Annotated in this window: 11 protein-coding genes; all 11 read left to right on the top strand. The window is 53.7% G+C overall.

The genetic code is table 11. From position 1 onward, the window contains the following. The coding region (locus NX775_RS15115) for a DUF305 domain-containing protein (RefSeq protein WP_258836738.1) at nt 1-427 on the top strand (427 nt) is incomplete at its 5' end. A 91-nt stretch (nt 428-518) separates the two neighbouring features. Next, nucleotides 519-947, top strand: coding sequence for a YybH family protein (locus tag NX775_RS15110; protein ID WP_258836737.1), 429 nt, complete (start codon nt 519-521; stop codon nt 945-947). A gap of 23 nt (nt 948-970) precedes the next feature. Continuing rightward, nucleotides 971-1,339 (top strand): copper homeostasis periplasmic binding protein CopC, encoded by a 369-nt coding sequence (copC, locus tag NX775_RS15105; protein WP_258836736.1) that lies wholly within the window; start codon nt 971-973, stop codon nt 1,337-1,339. After that, nucleotides 1,340-2,239 carry a CopD family protein gene (locus NX775_RS15100; protein ID WP_499560824.1) on the top strand — a complete coding sequence of 300 codons (900 nt, stop codon included), beginning with the start codon at nt 1,340-1,342 and terminating at the stop codon, nt 2,237-2,239. A gap of 186 nt (nt 2,240-2,425) precedes the next feature. Continuing rightward, nucleotides 2,426-4,849: a heavy metal translocating P-type ATPase gene (locus tag NX775_RS15095; protein WP_258836734.1), complete on the top strand. Its 2,424-nt coding sequence runs from the start codon at nt 2,426-2,428 to the stop codon at nt 4,847-4,849. A 7-nt stretch (nt 4,850-4,856) separates the two neighbouring features. After that, nucleotides 4,857-6,251: a hypothetical protein gene (locus tag NX775_RS15090; RefSeq protein WP_258836733.1), complete on the top strand. Its 1,395-nt coding sequence runs from the start codon at nt 4,857-4,859 to the stop codon at nt 6,249-6,251. Nucleotides 6,252-7,449: 1,198 nt separating this feature from the next. Further along, nucleotides 7,450-8,349 carry an alpha/beta hydrolase gene (locus NX775_RS15085; protein WP_258836732.1) on the top strand — a complete coding sequence of 300 codons (900 nt, stop codon included), beginning with the start codon at nt 7,450-7,452 and terminating at the stop codon, nt 8,347-8,349. 169 nt (nt 8,350-8,518) lie between these two features. After that, nucleotides 8,519-8,860, top strand: coding sequence for a DUF6968 family protein (locus NX775_RS24250; RefSeq protein WP_379732045.1), 342 nt, complete (start codon nt 8,519-8,521; stop codon nt 8,858-8,860). Between the two features lie 114 nt (nt 8,861-8,974). Continuing rightward, nucleotides 8,975-9,601 (top strand): tyrosine-type recombinase/integrase, encoded by a 627-nt coding sequence (locus NX775_RS15080; RefSeq protein ID WP_258836731.1) that lies wholly within the window; start codon nt 8,975-8,977, stop codon nt 9,599-9,601. 203 nt (nt 9,602-9,804) lie between these two features. Then, nucleotides 9,805-10,134 carry an H-NS histone family protein gene (locus NX775_RS15075; RefSeq protein WP_258836730.1) on the top strand — a complete coding sequence of 110 codons (330 nt, stop codon included), beginning with the start codon at nt 9,805-9,807 and terminating at the stop codon, nt 10,132-10,134. A 196-nt stretch (nt 10,135-10,330) separates the two neighbouring features. Beyond that, entirely contained in the window at nt 10,331-10,774 is a 444-nt protein-coding gene (locus NX775_RS15070) for a hypothetical protein (RefSeq protein ID WP_258836729.1), read from the top strand. Nucleotides 10,775-10,985 lie beyond the last annotated feature (211 nt).

The following is a 10,985-nucleotide window of genomic DNA, read 5'->3' as shown; positions in this document are numbered from 1 at the left end:
TCATCAGATGGCAATGCATATGGCCAGCTTGGTTGAAAGTCGCTCAGCCAACCAAGAACTTAAGGATATGGCCAAGAAGATGATGGCCGAGCAGGAAAAAGAGATTGCCCAGCTCAAAGGGTGGAAAGAACAGTGGTATGCCGGGAAGCCAGAAGCGATGAACATGAAAATGCCTGGGATGCCCGAGTCAATGAAAGGCATGAGCGGTGACAAGCTAATGTCAGCCAAGGGTGAGCAGTTTGACCGCATGTTTGTAGACATGATGAGCCAGCACCACAAAGGCGCCATCAAGATGGCGCAGACTGCAGCTCCAAAGCTCCAGCACGCCGAAGTTAAGGAGTTCGCGAACAGACTCGTCGAAATGCAGAAGAAGGAAGTGGCGCACATGGCCGAGATGAAAAAATCCTGGGCAACGCCGACGAAGTAAGTAGTTCGAGAGCAGTTAAGAGCACGACAAGTCTAGTAATCGAAAATCGGCTTGTCGGCTGTCCCCGACCATTACAGACATATAAAAATCTATGCGCCAAACACTTTTTGCCATTGCGCTCTCTGCCGCGTCCTTCCAGGCACTCGCCGCGACTCCGCTCGAAACCGTCTCTGCGTTTCATGAAGCGTTGTCGGCGGGGACGGCCGACGCAGCTACCGTCTTCCTCTCCCCAACTATCCAGATTTTCGAGTCTGGTTATGTTGAGCGCTCACGTGATGAATATGCTGGTCACCATCTCCCCAGTGACATGGCCTTTGCTAAAGCGACGAGCCAGACGGTCATTCGCCAGAACGAGCGAGTGGAAGGAAATATCGCCATCGTCACGCGCGAAACGGAGACAAAAGGCAAGTTCAAAGGAACGAACGTCCACTCGTTTGGAACAGAGACTGCCGTACTAGAAAAGCAGGGCGACAAGTGGCTCATCACGCACGTCCACTGGTCCTCCCGTAAAGCTAAGTAATCAATAACTACTAGAGGTTGAATATGAAATCTATCCAAAAAATCGCAGCAGCCTGCGTTTTTTCAGCAGCTACCATCGCAGCCCCACTCGCGATGGCACACGCGAAGCTTGCAGCTTCGAACCCGACACCAGGAGCCGTTTTGGAAGCGGCGCCGACCGAAATTTCCCTGACCTTCAACGAGAAAGTCGAGCAAGCGTTTAGCACCGTTACGTTGACTTACACCGACGGTAAGGTCGTCGAGACCGAGAAGGCGAAGGTCGATGCCGCCAACCCGACAATGGTGCGCCTACAAACCAATGGTCTGTCCACAGGCACTTATACCGTTAAATGGGCTGTCGCCGGCCATGACGGTCACCGCCGTACGGGCACGTTTTCGTTCTCGGTGAAATAAGTGGATAGCGTCCTGGGCCTTCAAGTTGGGTCAGTCGTTGCCTTAAACGCTGCGTTCGCGTGGCTTGTCGGCTCCTGGCTGGCCCGCCGTTGGCTGTTGGCCTCAGGTGTCCCTCGCGCAGACGCTGAAGCCCTGCTGCGCGCGGGAGATATTGTCGCGGCTACACTCGGCGTCCTAGCGACAGTCACAATGTTGTGGGCATCCGCCGCCGTAATGGGGGGCGTTAGCTTACAAGAAGCCAAAGATGTAGTCTGGCAGATGTTGACCATGACAAGTATTGGGCGGGCCGGCTATATCTCGTTTTTTGCGATTACCCTGGTATTGGTGATTCGAGCACTTCGTTCGACTGCAGTGTGGCGCGAGTGGACGGTGCTGGTGGCCCTAGGTCTCTTCGCGTTTGTGCGCGCGTCAATGGGGCATGCCGGCGAAAACGGTTACTGGACTCTGCCTTTCGCAGCGGAGGTAATCCACCTGACTGCGATGGGCGCATGGACTGGCTTAGTTGCTGTCTCTGCATGGAAGTCGATGCCTACGGACGCAGGCCAGCCTGACCTGAATCGCCTGGCTCGCTACCTCGATTCGATGTCTGCAGCGGCCATGGTCGCAGTCGGAGCAGTCTTCATAACTGGGCTGTTCAATGCATGGAACAGGGTTGGAACCGTAGACAACTTATTTGGCAACAGCATCTACACAACTGCATTGTTGATAAAGGTCGGGCTGGTAGGCGCTGCGCTCATTCTCGGCGGGTACAACAAGTTTGTCGGACTTGCCCTTGCCCGAGGCTCAGTGCATGGTCTTGAGCGCGTGAAGTTCGTGCTAAAGGTGGAGAGCATTGTCTTACTTGTTGTGCTGTTTGCAGCTGCGGTTTTGACTTCGCAGCAGCCGCCGGCTGCAATGTAGTAGCCGACTGTTCAGAGACCGCACGTTGGTGCGGGCTCTGAACAGCAGGAATGTGCTTGACCTTCCCATTAAGGGAACGTTTAGAGTAAGTCATGACTAGTGAATGGATAGACAAGCAACTGTGCCGCATCTTTTATCGGTAGCGCTGCAGTTTTGATGTGACATTACGACCCTGGGAGGGCGACCATGACTGAGAGCAAGGGTACACACGACCACGCGGCGGGACACGGAAATCATCACCATGCCCACGGTGCGGACTCCGTGCACCATCCAGAGCAACCAGCGAATTCAAAACCGTTCATCGACCCTGTATGCGGGATGAAGGTTGGTCCAAACCCTGAGCGAGAAATTACGTTTGGGGGCGAGGTCTATCACTTCTGCAGCCCAAAGTGCATGGAGAAGTTCAGAGCTGCGCCGGAGAGTTATTTGGCCGCCGCGAAACCGGCAGAAGTTCGTTCAACGGACGCTCCTACAGGGACGATGTACACCTGTCCGATGCACCCCGAGATTCGACAGGCCGTGCCAGGTAACTGCCCAATTTGTGGCATGGCGTTGGAGCCTGAACTTCCTTCCTTGGACGACGAAGAAAACCCGGAACTAGTCGACTTCCGTCGGCGCTTCTGGTGGACCCTACCTCTGACAGCAGTTGTCTTTGCGCTGGCAATGTTCGGTCATGTCCTTTTCCCGGCAGGCGTAGCTGGGCAAAACTGGATTGAGTTAGCGCTAAGCACACCGGTCGTTCTCTGGGCCGGCTGGCCATTCTTCGTGCGATGGTTCCAGTCCCTCATGCGCATGAGCCCGAATATGTGGACGCTCATTGGCTCAGGGGTCATGGCTGCGTATGGCTACAGCGTCGTAGCCACGTTAGCCCCGAACGCTTTCCCGGTCACTTTTGCAAGCCACGGTCGTATCGGTGTCTATTTCGAAGCGGCGGCAGTAATCGTTTCCCTGACGCTGCTTGGCCAAATCCTCGAACTGCGTGCGCGCTCGCAAACCTCTGCTGCCATCAAATCGTTGCTGGGTCTGGCGCCCAAGACGGCGCGACGTATTGCCGCAGACGGGAGCGAAGAAGATGTTCCCCTAACCCATGTACACGTCGGAGATTCCCTTAGAGTTCGCCCAGGCGAAAAGGTCCCGGTAGACGGAATGGTGTCGGAAGGGAAAAGCGCGGTCGACGAGTCGATGCTTACAGGCGAGCCCGTGCCGGTAACAAAACGACCTGGCGACCGGCTAATAGGCGCAACGATTAACACAAGCGGAAGCCTCGTGATGACCGCAGAGAAGGTTGGGTCAGAAACAATGCTGTCCCAGATTGTGCAAATGGTCTCGCAGGCTCAACGTTCGCGCGCGCCAATGCAGCGCCTGGCTGACTCCGTGGCGGGGTACTTCGTAGTTGTTGTCGCGGCAATCGCGCTTCTGACCCTTGTGGTCTGGGGACTGTTCGGCCCGGAACCAAGCTGGGTCTTTGGGTTCGTTAACGCGGTGGCAGTGCTTATCATTGCATGCCCCTGTGCGCTCGGCTTAGCCACGCCTATGTCCATCATGGCTGCAACCGGCCGTGCGGCAACGCAGGGTGTGTTATTCCGCGACGCTGCAGCTATCGAAGACCTTCGAAAGGTTAATACCCTTATCGTCGACAAGACGGGCACGCTAACGGAAGGAAAGCCGGCGTTCAACACCGTTGTCGCGGCGCCAGGGTACAACGACGAGTACGTCCTTCAGCTCGCCGCCAGCCTTGACCAAGGCAGCGAACACCCGTTGGCTCACGCTATCGTAGCCGAGGCAAAGACGAGAGGTATTTTGCTATCGAAGCCCGAAACCTTCGAGTCTGCCAGTGGTATTGGGGTGACCGGTATCGTAGACGGAAAACGGGTTGCACTAGGAAATACTGCATTGATGGAGTCTTTGAGTGTCGACTGGCACGCCCTCACGGGGCCTGCTGAGAGTTTGAGAGCTGAGGGTGCCAGCGTAATGTACCTCGCCGAGGGAGGCGCACTAGTAGGCATCTTGGCAGTATCTGACCCTATCAAAGCCACGACAATAGAGGCGCTGACGACCCTCCGTAACGATGGAATTACTGTCGTTATGGCTACCGGGGATGGAACCACGACGGCGCGCTCGGTTGCTTCCAAACTAGGGATAGACGAGTTCTATGGCGAGGTGAAACCGCAGGACAAGCTTGCATTGGTAGACAAATTGCAGAAAGAGGGGCGGGTTGTCGCAATGGCTGGCGACGGTATCAACGATGCGCCGGCGCTCGCCAAAGCAAACGTTGGCGTAGCCATGGGTACCGGAACGGACGTGGCCATCAATAGTGCCCATATCACCCTCGTGAAGGGAGACCTACGCGGCATTGCGGTCGCTCGCTCCATTTCTGTCCAGACGGTGCGAAACATGTGGCAAAACCTCGGATTTGCATTTGTCTACAACGCGCTTGGGATACCCCTGGCGGCCGGGGTGCTGTATCCCTTCACAGGACAGCTCCTGTCTCCCATGGTTGCCGCCCTTGCCATGAGCCTTAGCTCCGTCTCCGTAATTACTAACGCGTTACGCCTTCGCGGGCAGGCGGCGGCGCGGAGTACCCGAGCCATAAGCTCGCACCAAGGATAGGAACCGTATGCGAAATTCCGACATCGTTACTGACAACCCGGCAAGCAACTATGACTCGACCAGGTTGCCAGCAGAACAGCTCAACAGTTCCTGCTTTTGCAGCAGCTTGGACAAGACTGCCTTGAAGTCGGCGCTGTCCGGTGAAGTGCATGACGATATGCTATTTGAACTGATAGAGGAACGATGCCCATACCTGTTCTCTGCACGGCCCGTTTTCATCTCCAGTACGCAGGCGGACAGAATCGAGGAGGTGGTACGTGCACTAGAGTCTGTCATTGAGCTCCCCTCATACCGAGAGCTTGTACTGGCCGATGCGCCCGATATTGCCAAGAGTGGAGCCGGCGGTGCGCGAGGTGTGTTTTTCGGATATGACTTCCACCCGGACGGCGAGAATCTCGGCCTCATCGAAATAAACACAAACGCTGGAGGTGCGATGCTTAACGCTGCTATGGCAAGGGCACATCGAACCTGTTGTCTGGACGATAACCAGCTGGCACAAGCTGTCCTTTCCGGCGCTATGTTCGAGGACGAGATAGTGCAGATGTTCTGGGCAGAATGGGCAGCAGCAGGACAAACTGCGCCTCTGCGGACGATAGCAATAGTCGACACGCAACCTCAGCAACAGTTCCTCTACCCTGAATTCCTCCTGTTTCAGCGGCTGTTCGCCAAGAACGACATCAACGCCATCATCGCAGACCCGAGGGAACTTACTTTTAGAGACGGCGCGCTGTGGTTTGCTAAGCTTAAGATTGACTTGGTCTACAATCGGCTTACCGACTTCATGCTTGAGGCGCCTGAGTCGCGCGCTCTGCACGACGCGTACTGCGAAGACGCGTTTGTACTCACCCCGCATCCTCAAGCTCATGCGCTTTACGCGAACAAGCACAATCTCACCATACTAAGTGACGCCACAGCGCTCAAAGGGTTGGGAGTCCCCCAAGCTACTATCGACATATTGGTTGCCAACGTGCCTTTCACCGAGAGCGTCACGACCAATAACGCGGAACGATTGTGGAACGAGCGAGGCAATCTGTTTTTCAAGCCTGTCGCTGGATACGGAGGCAGAGCGGCCTACCGGGGCGACAAGGTAACGAAGCGGGTTTGGCAAGAAATCTTGTTGGGCGAATACATCGCTCAGCGAGTTGTCGCTCCTGGCGTTCGGGTTTCCGGTACGGCTGACAGTCCTGAAACTTTGAAGTTTGACTTGCGCAGCTACGTATACAACAGCCGAGTCCAGTGGACAGCCGCGCGCGTCTATCAAGGTCAGACCACGAACTTCAGGACTCCAGGCGGCGGATTCGCACCCGTGTACAGTCTGGGGGATGAAGAAGTGACTGCCGAGTTGAAGGCCATCAGTGAGGCAACAAGCAGCAGGAGCTGCTGCGCTAATGACTGCAAATGACTGAGCGTACCCGTCTGTTGAAGCAAAAATGGATTGCCAAATATCTGAGCAAAAAGTGAAGCGCTAGAGACCAGCGTAGCGCTCTGTTAGCTTAATCTGCTAGACGTCAGGTTCTGGTCGACAGCTGCCGGTCGAAACAGTCAGTGACTCTTCAGGCCGGGAACCCTGCCAAGCTGACGCGAACGGCCTAGGTTGGCAAAAATAGCTCGGTCACGGCTCGACGTTGTGTACCAAACTAATTGAACAAGGGATGACACATGCCTAGAGGGGCGCACCTGACAAACGTCGCCAGTAATTTGTGCGGCTCATTCGCTAGCCGGAACAACGATCTGGATGGTTACTGGGCAATCGGCAAGCTACGTTCGCTGGCCGAACGGAATGGTCAGACCACGGTATTACTCGACTTGTTGGCATCATCCACTCAGCCGTCGTCGTCTGAGCTCGCGCCTGTATTGGCTCACTATCGCGGCCTCCTTGCAAAGTTGACAGACCTCTCGCATGTTCCATTTGAGGAGATCACGTCAGCACACATCACACTCGACTTCGCACCTCCACCTTGGCCTAGGATCATCTACTACAAGCCGCAATGGGGTGATCAGTTCACCGTGACCGTGACCATTAACGCAGAAGGTAGAGCTGCGGGTATCGTGAATCACGCTGGCTATTGCCGGTCGCACGATCCCACCCGGGAGAGCCGGGCAATTCGCCCAGCAGGTTGTTAGTGCGAAGACCGCTTTGGGTCGGTACCGGCCTGTCGCGGCCACCGCCGAATTTTCAACCGGGCAACCTGCTATGTTGGCTCGACAGGCCGGATTCGGCCAAGAGCAGACCACGGCACTGCCATTCAGCTAACTCGCGGTACTCCACAATAGGGGCTTATGAAAAAGGTACTGCTTTCGTTTGCCCTGGTGGCACTGGTCGTCGTACTAGCCCTATCAGCAATCTTCAACATTTCCGTCTGCATGTGGGGCTGTCCTCAAACTCTTGAGGTGTATTCGATGCAGGCCTCGATTGTGGTCCTAGTCGGCTTGATCGGTTGGGTGGGGTGCAAATTATTCAGGAAGCACGCTTAGAGTTCGCGGACGACTGCCCATCCATTGCAAAGGTCCGCTTCGGGTCGAAACCAGTCATTAGCGAAAAACGGAATTTGGCCAAGCATCTGGTCGAAGACTAGACGAAACAATATGAAAGAAATACATTGAAATTCTTAAGCCTAATCGCTGCATTTTGCTGCTGGTTTAGCGGCGCAGCAGCCGCCAGTTCAAGTGTCCCATCCTATTTTCTTGAGAATACGGAAGTGCGCAGTGTCCGCGCTCAAGCTTTAAACCGAGATTACCAACTCTACGTGGCGTTGCCAGATTCCTACAGGAAGACTAGCAAGAGCTACCCCGTACTTTACGTTGTCGATGCTGACTACTCATTTCCCATTGTTCGCAACATTGCTTCGCGTCTTAGCAAGCATGCGGGTATGGAAGAGATGATCGTAGTTGGGTTGTCCTACGCTAAGGGTGAGAGTGGTGCCTACAGTCGTCGCCGTGATTACACGCCTACGGCTCCGCGAAACCACAGCTACAACTCAGATATGCCAGGAAAAAAACCTGCTTTCGGAGAGGCTGCGGCATATGCTAAATTTATATCCAATGAGGTGTTTTCAAATATTAATCGACATTACCGTGTTGACGTGAATAGAAAGATTTTTATTGGTCACTCATACGGCAGCTTACTGGGATTACAAATTTTATTTACAGAGCCGCGCACTTTTAACCATTACATCCTAGGCAGTCCGTCTCTCTGGTATGACGCCGGTGTTATGTTTGATAGGGAGAGAGCATTTGCTAAATCGCATCATGACCTACCTGCTTCTGTATTCTTCGGCATCGGTGGACTAGAACGGTTGCCGCCAGGGGAAAAGCGTTCGCGGCTAACCGAGGATGCCGACATGGTGGAAGACCTTCAAGAATTTGACAAGGTTTTGAATTCAAATAGGTTTCCGGGTCTCAAGACTCGTGTTCGTGTATTTCAAGATGAAGATCATGCTAGTGTATTTCCGCTTGTGCTAACGCACGGATTACGAAGCTTCCTGAAATCGTCGAAATAAATCTTTCATCCTACAATTCCAAGGACCGCTTTGGGTCGGTTCCAGCCTGTCGCGGCACTGCTGAATTTTCAACCTGGCAACCTGCTATGCTTGCCTGAACGGCCGGGCTCTGCCAGAAGCGGTTAGCGTAATACCGGTGATCTAGCCGACTTTCCAATGTGAATACTTAATGACTGAACTATTTGTGAGCCGCAAATGCACAGTGTACTCACCTCAAGGACCTGAGTTTTCGGTCCAAATTGGCGTCTTTGCACCGGGCACCATTGCTGATCGAGCGTGGCAATGCAAGCTCAGCCTTGAAGGAATTCTAGACGAGGATCGAGTTGCGTACGGCGTGGACCAATGGCACGCGCTCCAGATGGGTATGCAGATGATCTGGATGGAACTAAGTTTAAAAACTGCAGTGGGATGGCGTTTTTCCTGGTTCGATGGCGAGAGCATGGAACCCGACGAACTTCTTCCCCGTTGGGGACAGGAAGTAGCACCCAAGCTCTTCACGCGTCCTCGTTAGCTGAGAAGCAGTCCTTCTTGCTACGTCCCTGTGGGTCAGGTGACGGCGTCCGACTCCGTCCGTTACAACAGCAACAGTACGCCAAAATAAGGTCCGATTCCTAAGGAGGACCTCATGAAACCGTGCATGCAGACGTCGGCCTCTCAAGCTGCCTGGAATAAGGGGAAGCTTGTTGGCCAGAAAAGTCCTTTGAAGTTGAAAGAGATATGGGCCATCCGAATTCGGCTTCAGTTGACTGAACAAGTCAGAGATCTTGCCCTATTCAACTTGGCAATCGATAGCAAATTGCGTGGCTGTGACCTGCTGAGCTTGAAAGTCAGCGACATCGCACAGGGGCGCAGCATCATGCATCGTGCAATAGTCATGCAACGTAAAACGCAGCGTCCAGTACAGTTTGAAGTTACTGAAATGACAAGGCAGTCACTGTTGGCATGGATTGAGCAAGCCAAGCTTTCTAACAACGCGTTCCTCTTCCCAAGCAGAGTCACGCGTTCGCCGCATTTGTCCACGCGCCAGTACGCTCGCATCGTCAGACGGTGGGTCACTTCAATAGGGCTTGATGTCGCAGCATACGGTACACACACCATGCGCCGAACGAAAGCGACACTCATCTATCGAAGGACCAAGAACCTTCGTGCGGTTCAACTTCTGCTAGGGCATACCAAGCTCGAAAGCACAGTTCGATACCTTGGCATCGAAGTTGATGACGCACTAGAAATTTCCGAGCAAACTGAAGCTTAGACCTACTGCCCTCGGCTGATGTCGGGGTATTCTGTCGGCCTTATCTTTTGCTCCACGTAGTAGGGCAGATAGCTTAAACTGTCCCGCATTCTTTGCTCAAGCCCTTTAGAAGACCGCTGACGGTGCTTCGTAAGACATGTAAATTGATGAGCGCATATTAGAATCGGCACCAGAACGTTATAACTCATTGAAAAGGAAACAAAATGACGAAGATTGACCTGTCAAGCTACAACCTTAGCGAACTGAAGGAACTCCAACATGGCATCGACGAGGAGATCAAGAAACGCCAGCAAGGCGACTTAGCAAAAGCACGTCAGCAAATTCTCTCGATTGCACAGGGCGTAGGCGTGACCGTCGAGGAATTGCTGGCGGTAAATTCGAAAAAGTCGTCAAAGGGGAAAGGGCAGAAGGTAGAGCCGCAGTACTACAATCCAGCTGATAAAGGTCAAACTTGGAGCGGCCGTGGGCGCCAGCCAAAATGGATAGCAGAAGGCATCGCTGGCGGTAAGCAACTGGCAGATTTCAGAATCTAATTTCAACAGTTCATAGGTGTACTGTCCAAGCTGGCTCAACTGACAGCAGTTGTCGAGTCAGTGGCTTTTCCGGACCGGCAGCTTGCTAAGCTGACGCGTAGCGCAGAGTTCGGCCACAAGCGGACATTCGTGTAGCGTCTGCGCTACGTTAGTACCGTCTCTTAACTAGTGTTTGAGGGAACGAAAAAGTGGCGACATGAAGAAATCCATACTCCTTTTGATGTTCCTAGGCGTCATGTGCTTAGAATCTGCAAACGGGAAAACGCCTTCGGAACTTACTGATGCCGACTGGATGTCTGCTGCCAAAGCCGCTCTGAACGAACGTAGTACTAATGAGCTCACCTTTGTCGTTGACGACAGACTGCCCCTTCGAGCACGAAACGCTTTAGAACGCATTGGCAAAGTAGTACGCCTTGCAGATGTGCCTGATGAATACGGAGAGTTCTCGGGCCCAGAATATATTCGCGTATTTCAGTTCCAGCAACAAGGTGATCGCATCGAATTTTTACAGGGAAGTGTCTATCCTAAAGCGTACCAAGCAGGGGACTGTCGCTTCACCGGGCACCTTTTTGTTGCTCGTACAGCTATGGGAAATTGGAAACAGGATGGACCATCGCGAGTGCAAATCTGTGCCAAATGATGAGCCTGCCAATGCTCGGGGCGAGACTTTAAAATGAGTTCCCTCGGTCCCGACGGTCGTATGCTTGGGCCGATCTTCACCTATACCGGCTACCGCTGGGTGTTCAATCCTAGCAACTTACTATGCTGACCTGAACGGCCGGATTCGGCCAAAAGCAGTCGTAGCGAATGACGCGTAATGCCTTGCACCGAGAAGGTCCATACGGGAATGG

The sequence above is a fragment of the Massilia aurea genome, assembly GCF_024753205.1.
Lineage (GTDB): Bacteria > Pseudomonadota > Gammaproteobacteria > Burkholderiales > Burkholderiaceae_D > Telluria > Telluria aurea.
Note: the sequence above shows the minus strand (reverse complement) of the source record. Positions and strands in the feature narration are given on the sequence as shown.

Bases quoted from the DNA above. Each gene is read 5' to 3' on its own strand.
- NX775_RS15110 (WP_258836737.1), top strand. From the start codon at position 519: ATGCGCCAAACACTTTTTGCCATTGCGCTCTCTGCCGCGTCCTTCCAG.
- copC (WP_258836736.1), top strand. From the start codon at position 971: ATGAAATCTATCCAAAAAATCGCAGCAGCCTGCGTTTTTTCAGCAGCT.
- NX775_RS15095 (WP_258836734.1), top strand. From the start codon at position 2,426: ATGACTGAGAGCAAGGGTACACACGACCACGCGGCGGGACACGGAAAT.
- NX775_RS15090 (WP_258836733.1), top strand. From the start codon at position 4,857: ATGCGAAATTCCGACATCGTTACTGACAACCCGGCAAGCAACTATGAC.
- NX775_RS24250 (WP_379732045.1), top strand. From the start codon at position 8,519: ATGACTGAACTATTTGTGAGCCGCAAATGCACAGTGTACTCACCTCAA.
- NX775_RS15080 (WP_258836731.1), top strand. From the start codon at position 8,975: ATGAAACCGTGCATGCAGACGTCGGCCTCTCAAGCTGCCTGGAATAAG.
- NX775_RS15075 (WP_258836730.1), top strand. From the start codon at position 9,805: ATGACGAAGATTGACCTGTCAAGCTACAACCTTAGCGAACTGAAGGAA.
- NX775_RS15070 (WP_258836729.1), top strand. From the start codon at position 10,331: ATGAAGAAATCCATACTCCTTTTGATGTTCCTAGGCGTCATGTGCTTA.